Below are 14,976 nucleotides of genomic sequence, written 5' to 3' on the forward strand. Positions count from 1 at the left end.
GCGATATCAAGCTGTCGCGCCCCACGGCGCCGTCGCGCTGTCGTACGGGGGATCACGCAGGTGTGATCGAGGGGGTGCCGCCGTCCCGGGGTACCGAGATGCGATGGGTGCGACCCCTTGGTTGGGTTGTCCACTCTTCGATCGCGTTGGTTTGAGGATGCAGATGGAACTTGCCACTCCGCCGCCGGCCGCAGCCCGTGCACCGGCGGCCTGGTACAGCTGGTGGCTGCTGCCGACCGGCCTCGGCGCAGGCAGCGTCGGAATGCTGGTCGCCGGCTCCGACCCGGCCCGAATACCCGCCGCACTCACCGGCATCGCCGCCACCGCGGCCGCCTCCGCGTGCGTCCGCCTCCTGCTGCGTACGCGGCAGGGCCTGAGCCGGGCGGCCGACGAGTCGCGCACGGCCCAGCAGAACCACTCCCAGCAGTGGCAGCAGCACGTGGCCGCCCTGGAGCGGAGCTACGAGGACAAGTACGCCGCCCACGAGGCCCAGCTGGTGGACGACGCCAAGGCCTGGCAGTGGCAGCTCGACCGGCAGCAGGCGCTGGTCGCCCGCCTCGCGGAGGAGTTCCTGCCCGCGGCCATCGAGGGCCTGCGCGCCGGCGAGGCCATCGACGACGTCCTGCCCGTCGAACTGGAACAAGAGGCCGATGTCACACCGGAGTTCAGGCTCGAACTCCGCAAGGTCCTGCGCACCGGCCTGATCGCCGTCGAGGAGGAGTTCAACCGCAGCACCTCCGCCGAGCAGGCCGTCATCAGCATCGGCAGCCGGATCCACGTACTGACCGGAAAGATCCGCGGCCGGCTGCACGAGATGCAGGGCGAGCACGGCAGGACCCCGGCCGTCGCCCAGGGCCTGATGGAACTCGACCAGGCGATCGGCCCCGCCGACTGTCTGGCCGCCAGCATCGGCGTGCTCGGCGGCACGGACCGGCCGGGCCGCCAGTGGCAGGAGCCGCAGCGCCTGCTCAGTGTCGTACGCGGCGGCATCGGGCGCATCAAGGACTTCGACCGCGTCCAGCTGCGCCAGCTCCCCGAACTCGGCGTGGACGGCGGTCTGGTGGACCACCTGACGCTGATCTTCGCCCACCTCCTGGACAACGCGGCCCGCTACTCGCCGCCCACCGAGCCGGTCGTCGTGTCCGGCAAGGAGGTGCCCAACGGCGTCGGCATCGAGATCCAGGACGCCGGCAAGGGCCTGACCGACGAGAAGAAGCAGCAGGCGCTGCAGGCGCTCGAGGGCATCGCGGAGGGCCCCGGACTCGGCGGCCTCGCCGAGGACGCCCACCTGGGTCTGCGGGTCGTCGGCACCCTCGCCCGCAAGTACGGCATCCGCGTCACCTTCGCCGACTCGCCCTGGCTCGGCACCTCGGTGGTCGTCGTCGTACCGCACAAATACTTCAGCCCGCTCCCGGCCGCGTCCGTCACGGGACCGGCGGCCGCCCAGGCACCGGCCCCCGTCACGGACGCCGTGCCGCGCAGCGAGCCGGTGGCCGTCCCCGCGCAGCCGGTCGCCGAGGAGGTGGCCGACGCCACCGTCGGGGCGGACGCCGACCTCACGCCGGGCGGTCTGCCCCGGCGCAGGAGCAAGCGCGCCGAGGCCCCCAAGGCGGCCGAGCGGCCGTCGACGGCTCCCGCGCAGCCCGTAGTCCCGCCGGACGCGTCCTTCACGGGCCTCGCGGCCTTCGCGACGGCTGGACGAGAGACCGACGAGCCCCGCACCGAAGAGAGCGACTAGCCACATGACGCAACACGAAACCGACGTGAGCTGGGCGCTCCGCGATCTGACCGAGAGCATCCAGGAGATCCGCTTCGCCCTGGTCGCGTCCAGCGACGGCAAGGCCATCACGTCGTACGGGGCGGACGACCCGGACGACGTCGACCGGTTCGCCGCGGTGGTCGCCGGACTGCAGGCGCTCGCGCAGCCGGTGGCGGACCAATTCCCCAAGTACGGCGGCCAGTTGCGCCTCGCGATGATCGAGGTCGACGGCGGACACCTGTTCGTGGTGCGGGCCGGAGTGGAGACGTACCTCGGAGTCCTCGCGAAGGAAGGGCTCGACCAGGGGCTGCTCGGGCACCAGATGAGGGATCTGTCCCGCAGGATGGGTGAACTCCTCGGCACCACGCCGCGCCAGGAGGAGCAGCCTGGATGAGCGGCCCCCACCGGTCCGGCCCCCCACGGCCCACGGAACCGTCCGGTCTTGAGCGCTACTACGTGCTCACCGGCGGTCGCAGTGGTCCTGGCGGGCCGGCCGCCGGCCTCGACGTGGCGACCCTCATCGTCTCCCGCTCCGCCCCCGCACCCGGAATGCAGCACGAGCACGAGGAGATCGTGCGCTGGTGCCGCGACCCGCTGTCGGTGGCCGAGTTGGGCGCCCATCTCGGACTGCCGTTCAACATTCTCGCGGTGCTCGTGGCCGATCTGCTGGAAGCAGGCCAGGTGGACGCCCGTGACCCCATCCCGGCATCCACACCCGGCCATGGGGCGGACCTCGCGCTCCTTGAGGAGGTACTCAGTGGACTTCAAAGGCTTTGACCGTCCGGACCAGCCGACGGCAGCGGGCGTACTGCCCGCCGAGAGCCGCTCGGTCAAGGTGATGATCGCCGGGGGCTTCGGCACCGGCAAGACCACCATGGTCCGCTCCGTGAGCGACATCAAGCCGCTCACCACCGAGGAGACCCTGACCCAGGCGAGCATCGACGTCGACCACCTCATCGGCGTCGCCGACAAGACCGAGACCACGGTCAGCCTGGACTTCGGGCGGATCGGCCTCAACGAACAGCTGGTCCTCTACCTGTTCGGCACGCCGGGCCAGGAGCGTTTCTGGTTCCTGTGGAACGGCCTGTTCAAGGGCGCGCTCGGCGCGGTGGTCCTGGTGGACACCCGCCGCCTGGCCTCCAGCTTCCGGGCGATCGAGGAGATGGAACGGCAGGGCGTGCCGTTCGTCATCGCCCTGAACGTCTTCCCGGACTCGCAGGAGCACCCGATCGAGGAGATACGCGACGCCCTGGACATCTCCGAGCACACCCCGATCGTCGCCTGCGACGCGCGGGACCGCGGCTCCAGCCGCGACGTCCTCATCGCCCTGATCCGGCATCTCAAGGAACGATCCACTGCCGCTCTGGAGGTCCGATGAACGCTCCGACACCGGCCTCCGGAGGCTGCCCGGTCGCGCACGGCGGGGCCGCCGGAATCGCCCGGCTCTACGGCGAGGACGCGGCCAAGGACCAGCAGGGCATCTACGAACGCCTGCGCAAGCAGTACGGCTCGGTGGCCCCGGTCCTGCTGGAGGGCGACGTCCCGGCCTGGCTGGTGCTCGGCTACCGGGAGAACCGGCGCGTCCTGGAGAACCCGCGCCAGTTCACCCGCGACTCGCGCATCTGGCGGGACTGGAAGGAGGGCCGCGTCGAGAACACGTCTCCCCTGATGCAGATGGTCGGCTGGCGACCCGACTGCGTCTCCCAGGAGGGCGAACCGCACCGGCGGCTGCGCGGCGCGGTCACGGACAATCTGCAGGCACTGGCGGACCGCGGGATCAAGCGGCACGTCACGCACTTCGCCAACAAGCAGATCGACGCGTTCGCCCACGAGGGCCGCGCCGATCTCGTGGCGCAGTACGCCGAGTACCTTCCGATGCTCGTCCTGACCCGGCTCTTCGGGCTTCCCGTGCGCGAGGGCAGGCAGCTCGCCGTCTCCTGTGCCCAGGTCATCAAGGGCGGTGAGGACGCCCTCGCGCACAACGACCGCATCATGGAGATCCTGGACGCGCTCGCCGCCCGCAAGCGCGCCGAGCCCGGGTCCGACTTCACGACGGGACTCCTCGGTCACCAGGCCGAACTGGACGACGACGAGATCCTGGGTCATCTGCGACTCGTCCTGATCACCGCCCACACCACCACCAGCAACCTGCTGGCGCGGGTCCTGCAGTCGGTGCTCACCCACCCCTCGCACATGGCGGGACTGGTCAGCGGCCAGCTGAACATCTCCGCGGTGGTGGAGGAGGTCATGTGGAACACCCCGCCGCTCGCGGTCTGTCCGGGGCGGTTCGCCACGGCCGACCTCGAACTCGGCGGACAGCAGGTCAAGGCGGGCGATCTGCTCGTGCTCGGCCTCGCGGCGGGCAATTTCGACCCGGAGATCCGGCCCGACGCCTCGTCCGACCTGCACGGCAACCAGGCGCACCTCGCGTTCAGCGGCGGCTCCCACGAGTGCCCGGGACAGGGCGTGGGCCAGGCCATCATCGAGACGGCGGTCGACGTGCTGCTGCACCGGCTCTCGGGGCTGCACCTGGCGGTCGCGCCCGAGGAGCTGACGACGACCGCCTCCACGTGGGAGGCCCGTCTGGACAGCCTTCCGGTCGAGTTCCCGGCTCAGGGCGCGGGGGTCTGAGCGAGCGGGGGCCGGACCGCGATCGGCGGCCCGGCCCCCGGCACCGGCTCAGACCGCGGCGAGCAGATCGTCGAGGGAGCCGCGGCCCTGCTCCTCGGCGGCGGCCGCGGGGCTGTCCTTGACCGCCGCGTACCGCCCGGTGACCAGCGCCCACTCGTAGTTGCCGTTGATCCAGTGCCGCGCGGCCTCGACGCCCATCCGCACCTGGTCGCGGTCGTCCGCCGAGAGCTCCAGCTCGTCGCACATGGCGGGCACTTCGTCCTCGTACGCCAGATAGTCCTTCAGCCGCTCCTCGGTCATCCGGATGGCCTCGTCGACGGCCTCCTCCCAGTCGCAGCCTTGCTCGGCGCGCAGCACGACGATGAGGTTGTGGCCGTCCCCTCGGCGCTTCTCGCGCTCGAAGGAGTGGATGTCGTTCATGAACCCGATGGTGTCCGCGGCGGCATCCCGCAGCCCGATCATCACCGGATGCGCCTGCACCTGGGCGGGCACCTCGAAGCGCCGGCTGCGCTCGCCCGCGTCGATGCTGTGGTGGATGCCCACGGTGCGCCGCCGGAAGTCGGTGTACTCCTCTAGCCCGATGGCGGCGCCCTGCGCCGCCAGGTCGACCTCCTCGGTGTGCGCGACCAGGAACCGCCCCCAGGACGCCGCGAACCGGGTCTGCCAGGCCAGGGACATGCCGTCGGAGAGCTGCGCCCACACCTGGGCCCAGGCCAGCGTGATCGGGCAGCTGACCCGCGGCTCGCTGCCGGCGGGCCGCAGGGGGGTCACGATGAGCTCGCGGGCGACCTCCGCGACGCGGTCGGCGCGGTCGGGCTGGGCCGCGTCGAACTGGTCGTCGAAGAGGAAGGCCAGTGAGAACCAGTTCATCAGGACGACCATGTCGTCGGCCGACGCGTGCGGATACGTGCGTATCGCGGCCTGGGGCAGGTCCCAGCTCACGTACTCCTCGAAACCGGCCTGACTTCGCACCAGCCCCATCTCCCTTACCCAGCGCAAGTGCCGCTCGCGCGCGTACGCGAGGTGCTCGCTGACGGGGGTGGTGAAGGGCAGGTCGAAACGGATGTCCTGGGGCATTCACATTCTCCTGAGGGCGTGCGCGCGGAGCCCCCCTACCCCTCACGCGAGCGTATGTTCGATTGATCGATCAACTGCGCTAGCAGACTGCCCAGGCCGCAAACGATCTACTCTGTGACCGAGATCATTCAAAGCGTCAGAAGTGGTCTGTGTGGCTGAGGTTGCGCCGGGGTGAGGCATGGGCAGAGATAGCGCACCCCGATCATCTGAAGGAGCACGACCCACCGTGACCACCGCAGCGCCGCCCCACATACCCACCGCAGCGGGATCCCTCCCGCTGCTGGGCCACGCGATCCCCCTCCTGCGTGACAACCTCGCCTTCGTCGCGTCCCTGCGTGCCCACGGGCCGCTGGTCCGGATCCACCTCCAGCCGCAGCAGCCGACCATCGTCGTCAACGAACCGGCGCTGATCCGCAAGATGCTGGTGGACCTGGCGCCCGGCCTGGACAAGGGGCGCTTCTTCGAGAAGATGGGCCAGGTCCTCGGCGGTGACAGTGTGGTGACCGCGGCGGGAGCGGACCACGTCCGCAAGCGGCGCCAGCTCCAACCCGCCTTCCGGCACCAGGAGATCGCCCGGTACGTCGACCTGATGCGCGACCAGGTGACCGGGACGATCGCCGACTGGAAGCCGGGTCAGGTCCTCGACGTGCGCGAGGCGATGGTCAAGCTGTCCCTCGACATGCTCGCCGCCACGGTCTTCGCCTCCAGCCTCGACGACCAGGCGTTCCTGCGGCTGCGCCGCGACCTCTCGGTGGTCATGAACGGCGTCGGCGCGCGCGTCATGCTCCCCGACTGGGTGGAGAAGCTGCCGCTGCCCGCCAACCGGCGCTTCAACGCCTCGCGGGCCGCCGTGCGCGCCATCATCGGGAACGCGGTCGACGAACTGCGGGCGTCCGGCCACGACACCGGCGACATGCTCTCCATGCTGCTGCGCGCCGAGGACGAGGAGACCGGTCAGCCGATGACCGGGCATCAGATCTGCTCCGAGGTGCTGACCCTCGCCGTCGCCGGCACCGAGACCACGGCGTCCGTCCTCTCCTGGATTCTGTACGAACTCGCCCGCAACCCCGAGGTCGAGCGGCGCCTCCAGGCCGAACTGGACGAAGTGCTCGGCGGCCGTCCCGTCACCTTCGACGACATCCCCAAGCTCCGTTATCTGCGCAACGTCATCACCGAGGCGACGCGCCTGCACCACACCGGCTGGCTGGTTACCCGCCGCACCCTGGACACGATCAAGCTGGGCGAGTACGAGATCCCGCCGGGCACCGAACTGGCGTACTGCCAGCACGCGCTGCACCGCGACCCGGAGTACTTCCCGGACCCGCTGCGCTTCGACCCCGACCGCTGGCTGGACGAGAAGCAGCAGGCCGCCTTGCAGGAAGGCGCGTTCCTTCCCTTCGGTGCGGGCAAGCACAAGTGCATCGGCGACCACTTCGCGATGACCGAGATGGCCACGGCGATCGCGACCATGGCGGGTTCCTGGCGCCTGGAGCCGGTGCCCGGCCAGAACGTGCGTCCTGTGGCACGCGCCACAGTCCGCCCCAGCGCGCTCATGATGACGGCGGGCCCGCGGGCATGACGAAGAGAGCCGGCCAGGATCTCTCCTGGCCGGCTCTCTGTCCTGCTCTGTGTCCGAGGGGGGACTTGAACCCCCACGCCCGATAAAGGGCACTAGCACCTCAAGCTAGCGCGTCTGCCATTCCGCCACCCGGACCGGGTGTCTTTCGCGGTTTCCCGCGGCGACGTGGAAAACAGTACCAAACATTCGGGGCCCTCTGATCACACAGGTCACGCGCGTGAACGGCGTATGACGGCGGGCGCCCGGCCTTGGGCGTCGAGGGGTGGGCGCGGGAGGATGAGGGGGACCACCAGGAGCGACAGCGGGAGGAACAGCGTGAGCGAGTCGAGCAGGGCCGACAGGGCGGGCGAGGCGGACCGGTCGCAGCGCGTCACCGGCGAGGACGAGGTCGTCGATCTCTGCCGCGATCTCATCCGCATCGACACGAGCAACTACGGCGACCACTCGGGGCCGGGCGAGCGCAAGGCCGCCGAGTACGTCGCGGAGAAGCTCGCCGAGGTGGGCCTCGAACCGCAGATCTTCGAGTCGCACCCCGGCCGGGCCTCTACGGTGGCGCGCATCGAGGGCGAGGACCGCTCCCGGCCCGCGCTGCTCATCCACGGCCACACGGACGTCGTACCGGCGAATGCCCAGGACTGGACGCACCACCCCTTCTCCGGAGAGATCGCCGACGGGTGCGTCTGGGGCCGCGGCGCCGTCGACATGAAGGACATGGACGCGATGACCCTCGCGGTGGTGCGCGACCGGATGCGGTCCGGCCGAAAGCCCCCGCGCGACATCGTGCTGTCCTTCATGGCCGACGAGGAGGCGGGCGGCACGTACGGCGCCCGGTACCTCGTCGACAACCACCGGGACCTCTTCGACGGCGTCACCGAGGCCATCAGTGAGGTCGGTGGCTTCTCCTTCCAGGTGAACGAGCAGCTGCGGCTCTATCTGATCGAGACGGCGCAGAAGGGCATGCACTGGATGAAGCTGACCGTGGACGGCACCGCCGGTCACGGTTCGATGATCCACAAGGACAACGCCATCACCGAACTGTCCGAGGCCGTCGGCCGGTTGGGGCGGCACAAGTTCCCGGTGCGGGTCACCAAGACGCTGCGGCACTTCCTGGACGAGCTGGGGGACGCGCTCGGCACCGAGCTCGACCCCGAGAACATGGACGAGACCCTCGCCAAGCTCGGCGGCATCGCCAAGCTCATCGGCGCCTCGCTGCAGAACACCGCCAACCCGACCCAGCTGGGCGCCGGCTACAAGGTCAACGTCATTCCGGGGCAGGCGACGGCGCACGTCGACGGCCGCTTCCTGCCGGGCTACGAGGAGGAGTTCCTCGCCGACCTGGACCGGATCCTCGGCCCGAACGTGAAGCGCGAGGACGTACACGCGGACAAGGCCCTGGAGACCACCTTCGACGGCGCGCTCGTCGACGCCATGCAGACCGCGCTCCAGGCCGAGGACCCGATCGCCCGCGCCGTCCCGTACATGCTCTCCGCGGGCACCGACGCCAAGTCCTTCGACGACCTCGGCATCCGCGGCTTCGGCTTCGCCCCGCTGAAGCTGCCGCCGGAGCTGGACTTCGCCGGAATGTTCCACGGCGTCGACGAGCGGGTGCCCGTGGACGGCCTGAAGTTCGGCGTGCGCGTGCTCGACCGGTTCATCGACGCGTCCTGAACGCCGGTCCGTACGCCCCCGAATGACCGTCAACGACCGCGATGCGCGCTGAATCGAGGCATCGGTAATCGTCAGCGCGTACGCACTTGACTGAAAAGAGTGAATGAGACCATAAGCTCGTAGCCCGATTACTTCCTCCTCGTTACAGGTGGTGCGGTCCGCGGCTGGGATCGCATTGCCAACAAGGAGGAATAATGATCAAGAAGGTCGTCGCTGCTGCGGCTGCCACTGGTGGTCTGGTGCTCGCGGGTGCGGGCATGGCCGTCGCCGACTCCGGTGCCCAGGGTGCCGCCGTGAAGTCTCCCGGTGTGCTTTCGGGCAATGTCGTGCAGGCGCCGATTCACGTTCCCGTGAACGTGTGCGGGAACACGGTCTCCGTGATCGGGCTGCTCAACCCCACCTTCGGCAACACCTGCATCAACAAGTGACGTTGTTGTGCCTCACCCCATGAGGGTCTGAGTCCGAAGGCCCCGGAGTACGCGCCATGCGCTCCGGGGCCTTCGGGCATTCCGCGCACCCTGCCCATGGGCGCGTGCGCATTCCAGAAGGTCATAAGGCAGGTGGAACCAATGCGACAGGTCACGAGGAAAGGCCTGATCACCGTGGCGGCCGCGACCGGCGTGCTCGCCATCAGCGGTGGCTACGCGCAAGCCGACTCGGGCGCCGCCGGAAGCAGTTCGGACTCGCCGGGCGTGCTCTCCGGCAATTCCGTCCAGCTTCCCGTGGACGTTCCGGTCAACGTCTGCGGCAACAGCGTCAATGCCATCGGCGTACTCAATCCGGCCGCGGGCAACGACTGCGCCAACACCTCCGACGGCGGGGGCGACAGCGGTACGAAGCCCTCGGGCGGCGGCGCGCAGGCCGACGGGCACACCAGTGACTCGCCGGGCGTCGCCTCCGGCAACAGCGTCCAGGTGCCGGTCGACGTGCCCGTGAACGTCTGCGGCAACAGCGTCACCATCGGCGGTCTCGGCAACGCGGCCACCGGAAACGACTGCGCCAACGACTCGGGCGAGGCGCCCCCGCCGGGCGGCGAGCAGCCGCCGACGGAGCCGCCGGGCAAGCCGGAGCACCCCGGGGAGCCGGGGCAGCCCCAGCAGCCGGGCAATCCGGAGCACCCGAGCACTCCGGGGGAGCAGCCGCCGGGCGACCGGGGCGCGCCGAACGGGCCGGGGACGCAGCTCGTCACCCCGCCCAAGGGCTCGGACCAGCTCGCCCAGACCGGCGGCTCGCTACCGGTGGGGGTCGCGCTGCCGGTCGGCGCGGGCATGCTGCTCGCGGGCACGGTGCTGTACCGCAGGGCGCGGGCCTCGGGCTGAGCGCTCGGGCCGCCGCGGGACGGCGGCACTGAACGGAGCGGGCCCCGCCTCGGCGGGGCCCGCTCCGTTCAGTCCGTATCAGGTCACTCTCGGCTCACTCCCGGCTCACCAGGTGGCCCGGAGCTGGCGGATGATCCGCCGCTTCAGCCGCACCTTGCGGCTGCCGTCCGAGCGCAGGCTCAGGCGGTCCAACTCCCAGTGTCCGTACTCCGCGTGGTCTGTCAGCAGCCGCGTGGTTTCCTTGCGGGTGACCCCGCGCGGCACATACACGTCGACAAATTCGTATTCCGGCATCGCATCTATTGTGCAAGTACACGCCCGGTACGGATAGCGTCTGCACTATGTCTGATGCTGCGCAGCCCACCGCTGCCGAGGTACGTGCCGCCGCCGAGGCGGTCAAGACCGCGCTCGACCGCCACCTTGCCGCGGTCGAACGCAGGTCGGGGGAGGACGACCCGGCCGTCTACGAGGCGTTCAACGAGCTGGCCGCGGCGGCCGAGACCTATGACGAGCTGCTGTACGACGGCTACGACGAGGTCACGCCCTTCGAGATCCCCGGCGCGGACGGCGAGGTGCCGCCCTACGAGGGTCCCGAGGAGCCGAACGCGCTCAGCGTGCTGATCCGCAGGGACTACACCGTCGCGGAACCGCATCGACTGCTCGCCCAGGCCCAGCGGGTCGCGGACCTCGACGCGGACCAGGCGGCCGGCGAGAGCCCGGCAGCCGCGGCGGCGGGCAGCAGCGCGCACGCCGCGCTCGGCGTGCTGTTCGGCGAGTTCGAACCGGACGAAATCGCCACCCGGCACAAGGAGTTCGGCCTGGAGGAAGGCGACTCCACGCTCTGGGTGACCGCGCTGGACGAGCCCGCGGAGCCCGGCGAGTGGCTGGAGCAGCCCTTCGACCAGGCGGACGCGCACCGGATCGTCTGCCGCTTCGACGTCAGCACGGTCTTCGACGACGAACTGGATGACGACGACAGCCTCGACACCGAGATCACCGCGGCGACGGCACTGGGCAGGCAGGCGGCGGACGAACTCGACGAGGTCGAGGAGATCGACGAGACCGACGAGACCGACGAGGTGGATGTGGTCGACGTCGTGGACGTGGACGACGACCGCAGCCCGTTGGACGCGGATCGCTGACGACGGCTGACCGCTGACTGTCGACGGCTGACGGCTGACCGTCGGGCCGCTGACCGTCGGGCGGGAGTGCGGGGGCCGAGCGGGGTTGCCCGGCCCCGGCTGCTCACGGTGTCGTCGGGACCTGCGGGCGCAGCAGGGTCTGCAGGCGGGTCGTGCGCTCCTTCGGGAGGACTTCCGCCACCGCGCGGGGGAGGGCCTGCTCTGCGCCCTGGACCACCGACAGGTGGCGCTCCGCGCGGCTGAACGCGGTGTAGACCCAGGACCTGGTCAGCGCGGCCGTCGCGTCGCCCGGCAGCACCACGACCACCGCGGGCCAGGTCAGGCCCACCGCCTGGTGCGCGGTGAGCGCCCAGGCGTGCCGCACCGTCTGCTCTACCTTCTCCTTCGGTACGACGACGGGGGTGCCGTCACACTCCAGGTGCAGCCCCTCCGCGTCGGCCCGGACCACCCGGCCCGGAGCCGTCCGCCCCGGCGCGGGGACGTGGGCCACGCGGTCTCCGGGGTCGAAGCCGCCGAACCGGCCGGGGCCGGGGTTCAGCCGCTCCTTCAGGGCGGCGTTCAGCGCGCGCGTGCCCGCCGCGCCGCCGTGCCCCGGAGTGATCACCTGGGTGTCCTGCGGGGGCACCCCGATCGCCCTCGGCACCGAGTCCGCCACGAGCTGCACCGTGCGGTGCACGGCCTCGCCCGCGTCCCGCACGGGGACGATCACGACTTCCTTGCCCGGCGCCTCGACCTGGTTCAGCTCGCCGATGCCGATCCCGGAGACCAGCTCCCCGATGGGCCCCGGATCGGGCGTCCGGGAGACGATCTGCGGGCAGCAGCGCGCCGCTGCGAGGTCCGCGAAGACCCGTCCGGGCCCTGCCGACCACAGCACGCCGGGGTCGCCGCCGAGTACCAGGCGGGCGCCGTCCGGCAGGGACTCCACCAGCATCGCGGCGGTCTCCACGTCCAGTTGGGGCGCGTCGAGGACCACCAGGAGGTCCAGGGCGAGCGCGCCGTCCCGGTCCCTGCCGGGGCCCTCCGTCCCGGAGAGCAGCCCCGCCACGGTCACGGCGGCCGCCTCGTCGGAGTCGATCAGCCCGGCCAGGCGCCGCCGCCCCGCCGCGCTGTGGGTGGCGGCGCAGACCCGCAGGCCGAGCGCCGCCGCGGCGGCGGCCAGGGCGGCGGGCTCGGCGCGTGCCGTCTCGCCGCCGGTGTGCAGGACGAGCCCGTGACCGGCCGCCGCGCGGATCAGCTCGGCGGCGGAACCGGACGCCTCGCCCGCGGCGGACTCCCAGTCGGCGGCCTGCGGGCCCGAACCGTCTTCCTTCGGAAGGGAGTTGATCAGCCGGGCGAGGCCGTCGGCGAGGCTCTCCTCCGCCAGTGCGTACCGCTCGAGGCCCACCAGGACCCGCACCGGGCGCTCGGTCTCCTCGCCCTCCTCGTCGCCGTCCGCCGGCGCGGGGGCGGGTGCGCCCGGCGTCTCGATCGCGTCCTGGAAGACCAGGATGTCGCCCTCCGCGATGGCGTCCTGCACGGCCGCGTCCGGGTCCGGCACGGCCCGCTGCCCGAGCGCGGCGGTGAGCGCCGCCGCGTCCAGCGCCGTGTGCCCGGCGACGGCCGCCTGCTCCAGGAGCCATACGGTGATCGCGCGGCCCCTGCGCTCGTCGTCCGGCCGGCACTCCGCGCCGAGCAGCGCCCGCGCGAAACCGTCGGCCTGCTCGGTGCGCACCCCGCCGACCCGGAGCAACTGCCAGGGGTCGTCCCGCAGTTGGCTGTCCGCGCCCTCGCCGAGGACCGCCGCCGTGCGCTCGGCGAGGGCGGCGGGCGCGCCTCCGTCGGCGAGCACCGAACGGACCGCATCGACGGTCTCCGCGCCGGGTCCCGAAGGCGCCGGCGCGGGCTGGGGGCGCCGCACGGGCTCGGCTGCCGGGGCCTTGCGCGGCGCGGGCTCCGGCTCGCGGAAGGCGCTGGCCACCGGCTGCTCGCCGCTCTCCACCGCGCGGACGGCGGCCAGCAGATCGGCGGCCTTGCCGCTGAGCTTCGCCCCCGCGTCGACCGGCCCCTGCTTGGCGGCCTTCCGCTCCTCGATCCGCTCCCGCAACTCCCGCTGGGCAACAATCTCGGCCTCGACCTCGGAGAGCTCCTTGCCTTCGGCGCCGGTGGCTTCCCCTCTGGCGTCGCCTGCGTCGGTGGCCTCCGCTTCGGCGCCGCCTGCGTCGGTGGCGTCTGCGACGGCGGCGCTCGTTTCCGGGGCACCCGCGCTGGTGGCTTCCGCTTCGGCGTTGCCCGCGTCGCTGGCTTCCGCTGCTTCGGCGCCGCCACCCGCTTCCGTGTCGCTCGCGTCTGTGGCCTTTGCGTCGGCGGCTTTCCCTCCGGCGGCACCTGTGCCGGTGGCCTCCGCTTCGGCGTTGCCCGCGCCGGTGGCTTCCGCTGCGGCGCCACCCGCTTCCGCGTCGCCCGCGTCTGTGGCGCCCGCGCCGGTGGCGCCCGCGCCGGTCGCTTCCGCTGCGTCGGCGTCACCCGCTTCCCTGCCGCCCGCGTCGGCGGCTTCCGCTTCCGCTCCCGTGCAGCCCGCTTCCCCGTCGGCGGCCCCCGCTGCGGCAGCCTCGACCGATGCGGTGGCTGTGACCGGGGGCTTGGGATCGGTGCTCTCGGGGGTGGTGTCCGCCCCGGTCGTTGCGTCGGAACCGTCCGTGGCGGGGGTGGTGTCGGCCGTGCCTGCGGGCTCCGGTGCCTGTGCACCGGTCTCCTCCGCGGCAGCGGTCTCCGCCTTCTCCGCGGCAGTGGCCTCCGGCTCCGTACTCACAGCGTGCTCCAGTCCTGGTCCGGGTAGCGGTGCACGGGCGCCGACACATCGTCGAGCGCCTGGCAGATCTCGTCAGGAAGACTAAGGGTCTCCACTGACAATGCCGCCGTGAGCTGCTGCGCGTTGCGCGCGCCGACGATCGGCGCGGTCACTCCGGGGCGGTCCCGCACCCAGGCGAGGGCGACCTGGAGCGGTGTCGCCGCGAGGCCGTCCGCAGCCGTGGCGACCGCGTCGACGATGCGGCTCGCGGCGTCGTCGAGATAGGGCGCGACGAACGGGGCGAGATGCTCGGAGCCGCCGCGCGAGTCGGCGGGGGTGGAGTGGCGGTACTTGCCCGTGAGTACGCCGCGCCCCAGCGGAGAGGACGGCAGCAGGCCCACGCCCAGGTCGAGCGCCGCGGGCAGCACCTCGCGTTCCACGCCGCGCTGCAGCAGGGAGTACTCCATCTGCGTACTGGCGAGGCGGGTGCGCGTTCCCGGGAGCGCGAGCTGCCAGGTGGCCGCCTTGGCCAGTTGCCAGCCGGAGAAGTTCGAGATACCCGCATAGCGCGCGCGGCCGCTGCTGACGGCGATGTCCAGGGCCTGCAGCGTCTCGTCCAGGGGCGTGGCGGGATCGAAGGCGTGCACCTGCCACAGGTCTACGTGGTCCGTGCCGAGGCGGGCGAGCGACGCGTCGAGCGCGGCGAGCAGATGGCCCCGCGAGCCGTCGAAGCGCCGCTCCGGATCGGGGACGCTGCCCGCCTTGGTCGCGATGACCAGATCGCGGCGCGGCACGAGCCGTTCTATGAGCCGGCCGAGCAGATACTCGGCCTCCCCGTCGCCGTACACGTCCGCCGTGTCGACGAGGCTGCCGCCGGCCTCCCAGAACACCTTCAACAGCTCGGCGGCATCGCTCTCGTCGGTGTGCCCCCACGTGAGCGTGCCGAGTCCGATCCGGGACACGCGAAGGCCGGTACGGCCGAGATGCCTCTGCTCCATGGGCGCTGAGGTTACTGGCCGTGCCCCTGTGGCGGG

14 protein-coding genes and 1 tRNA gene are annotated in these 14,976 nt (G+C 71.6%); 10 read left to right on the plus strand and 5 right to left on the minus strand.

All coding sequences use genetic code 11. From position 1 onward, the window contains the following. The first annotated feature begins 163 nt into the window (after positions 1-163). The 5 genes from ACIBKX_RS26925 to ACIBKX_RS26945 are packed head-to-tail and all read left to right on the plus strand — an operon-like array spanning position 164 to position 4,390. Positions 164-1,738 (plus strand): ATP-binding protein, encoded by a 1,575-nt coding sequence (locus ACIBKX_RS26925; RefSeq protein WP_363274931.1) that lies wholly within the window; start codon positions 164-166, stop codon positions 1,736-1,738. A gap of 4 nt (positions 1,739-1,742) precedes the next feature. Then, entirely contained in the window at positions 1,743-2,153 is a 411-nt protein-coding gene (locus tag ACIBKX_RS26930; protein WP_363274930.1) for a roadblock/LC7 domain-containing protein, read from the plus strand. Then, positions 2,150-2,536, plus strand: a complete 387-nt coding sequence (locus tag ACIBKX_RS26935) for a DUF742 domain-containing protein (RefSeq protein ID WP_363274929.1) — start codon at positions 2,150-2,152, stop codon at positions 2,534-2,536. Before ACIBKX_RS26930 ends, ACIBKX_RS26935 begins: the two co-directional genes overlap by 4 nt. Continuing rightward, positions 2,517-3,137: an ATP/GTP-binding protein gene (locus ACIBKX_RS26940; protein WP_363274928.1), complete on the plus strand. Its 621-nt coding sequence runs from the start codon at positions 2,517-2,519 to the stop codon at positions 3,135-3,137. Before ACIBKX_RS26935 ends, ACIBKX_RS26940 begins: the two co-directional genes overlap by 20 nt. Next, positions 3,134-4,390, plus strand: coding sequence for a cytochrome P450 (locus ACIBKX_RS26945; RefSeq protein ID WP_363274927.1), 1,257 nt, complete (start codon positions 3,134-3,136; stop codon positions 4,388-4,390). Before ACIBKX_RS26940 ends, ACIBKX_RS26945 begins: the two co-directional genes overlap by 4 nt. Before the next feature lie 48 nt (positions 4,391-4,438). Here ACIBKX_RS26945 and ACIBKX_RS26950 read toward each other — a convergent pair whose 3' ends face one another. Continuing rightward, positions 4,439-5,467 (minus strand): 7-epi-alpha-eudesmol synthase, encoded by a 1,029-nt coding sequence (locus tag ACIBKX_RS26950; RefSeq protein WP_363274926.1) that lies wholly within the window; start codon positions 5,465-5,467, stop codon positions 4,439-4,441. Positions 5,468-5,693: 226 nt separating this feature from the next. Here ACIBKX_RS26950 and ACIBKX_RS26955 point away from each other — a divergent pair, with 226 nt between their 5' ends. Next, the gene (locus ACIBKX_RS26955; protein WP_363274924.1) at positions 5,694-7,046 is read left to right on the plus strand and encodes a cytochrome P450; all 1,353 of its coding nucleotides are present in this window, start codon (positions 5,694-5,696) and stop codon (positions 7,044-7,046) included. Between the two features lie 50 nt (positions 7,047-7,096). Here ACIBKX_RS26955 and ACIBKX_RS26960 read toward each other — a convergent pair. Further along, positions 7,097-7,181 (minus strand) — tRNA-Leu (locus ACIBKX_RS26960). A 180-nt stretch (positions 7,182-7,361) separates the two neighbouring features. Here ACIBKX_RS26960 and ACIBKX_RS26965 point away from each other — a divergent pair. The 3 genes from ACIBKX_RS26965 to ACIBKX_RS26975 all read left to right on the plus strand — a co-directional run bounded on the left by ACIBKX_RS26965 (position 7,362) and on the right by ACIBKX_RS26975 (position 10,033). Continuing rightward, positions 7,362-8,714: a M20/M25/M40 family metallo-hydrolase gene (locus ACIBKX_RS26965; RefSeq protein ID WP_363274923.1), complete on the plus strand. Its 1,353-nt coding sequence runs from the start codon at positions 7,362-7,364 to the stop codon at positions 8,712-8,714. Between the two features lie 194 nt (positions 8,715-8,908). Continuing rightward, entirely contained in the window at positions 8,909-9,142 is a 234-nt protein-coding gene (gene chpH / locus ACIBKX_RS26970) for a chaplin ChpH (RefSeq protein ID WP_363274922.1), read from the plus strand. A gap of 141 nt (positions 9,143-9,283) precedes the next feature. Next, a complete protein-coding gene (locus tag ACIBKX_RS26975) occupies positions 9,284-10,033 on the plus strand; it encodes a chaplin family protein (RefSeq protein ID WP_363274921.1) in 750 nt (249 codons plus the stop codon). A 105-nt stretch (positions 10,034-10,138) separates the two neighbouring features. Here the strand turns inward: ACIBKX_RS26975 and ACIBKX_RS26980 are convergent, their stop codons facing one another. Further along, positions 10,139-10,327, minus strand: a complete 189-nt coding sequence (locus tag ACIBKX_RS26980; protein WP_363274920.1) for a DUF5703 family protein — start codon at positions 10,325-10,327, stop codon at positions 10,139-10,141. Between the two features lie 47 nt (positions 10,328-10,374). Between ACIBKX_RS26980 and ACIBKX_RS26985 the strand changes: the two genes are divergently transcribed. Further along, positions 10,375-11,175, plus strand: a complete 801-nt coding sequence (locus ACIBKX_RS26985; RefSeq protein WP_363274919.1) for a hypothetical protein — start codon at positions 10,375-10,377, stop codon at positions 11,173-11,175. A gap of 103 nt (positions 11,176-11,278) precedes the next feature. On the opposite strand, the gene ACIBKX_RS26990 is transcribed toward ACIBKX_RS26985, so the two are convergent. Together ACIBKX_RS26990 and ACIBKX_RS26995 are read right to left on the minus strand one after the other, a co-directional pair. Further along, entirely contained in the window at positions 11,279-13,963 is a 2,685-nt protein-coding gene (locus tag ACIBKX_RS26990) for an ATP-binding domain-containing protein (protein WP_363274918.1), read from the minus strand. Then, complete coding sequence (locus ACIBKX_RS26995) at positions 13,960-14,940, minus strand: aldo/keto reductase (protein WP_363274917.1); 981 nt, start codon at positions 14,938-14,940, stop codon at positions 13,960-13,962. Before ACIBKX_RS26995 ends, ACIBKX_RS26990 begins: the two co-directional genes overlap by 4 nt. Positions 14,941-14,976: the final 36 nt, after the last annotated feature.

Source organism: Streptomyces sp. NPDC050658, from assembly GCF_044457025.1.
Lineage (GTDB): Bacteria > Actinomycetota > Actinomycetes > Streptomycetales > Streptomycetaceae > Streptomyces.

Excerpts from the sequence above, each read along its gene's own strand:
- ACIBKX_RS26930 (WP_363274930.1), top strand. The coding sequence starts at position 1,743 with ATGACGCAACACGAAACCGACGTGAGCTGGGCGCTCCGCGATCTGACC.
- ACIBKX_RS26950 (WP_363274926.1), bottom strand. The coding sequence starts at position 5,467 with ATGCCCCAGGACATCCGTTTCGACCTGCCCTTCACCACCCCCGTCAGC.
- ACIBKX_RS26935 (WP_363274929.1), top strand. The coding sequence starts at position 2,150 with ATGAGCGGCCCCCACCGGTCCGGCCCCCCACGGCCCACGGAACCGTCC.
- ACIBKX_RS26995 (WP_363274917.1), bottom strand. The coding sequence starts at position 14,940 with ATGGAGCAGAGGCATCTCGGCCGTACCGGCCTTCGCGTGTCCCGGATC.
- ACIBKX_RS26975 (WP_363274921.1), top strand. The coding sequence starts at position 9,284 with ATGCGACAGGTCACGAGGAAAGGCCTGATCACCGTGGCGGCCGCGACC.
- ACIBKX_RS26985 (WP_363274919.1), top strand. The coding sequence starts at position 10,375 with ATGTCTGATGCTGCGCAGCCCACCGCTGCCGAGGTACGTGCCGCCGCC.
- ACIBKX_RS26925 (WP_363274931.1), top strand. The coding sequence starts at position 164 with ATGGAACTTGCCACTCCGCCGCCGGCCGCAGCCCGTGCACCGGCGGCC.
- ACIBKX_RS26945 (WP_363274927.1), top strand. The coding sequence starts at position 3,134 with ATGAACGCTCCGACACCGGCCTCCGGAGGCTGCCCGGTCGCGCACGGC.
- chpH (WP_363274922.1), top strand. The coding sequence starts at position 8,909 with ATGATCAAGAAGGTCGTCGCTGCTGCGGCTGCCACTGGTGGTCTGGTG.
- ACIBKX_RS26980 (WP_363274920.1), bottom strand. The coding sequence starts at position 10,327 with ATGCCGGAATACGAATTTGTCGACGTGTATGTGCCGCGCGGGGTCACC.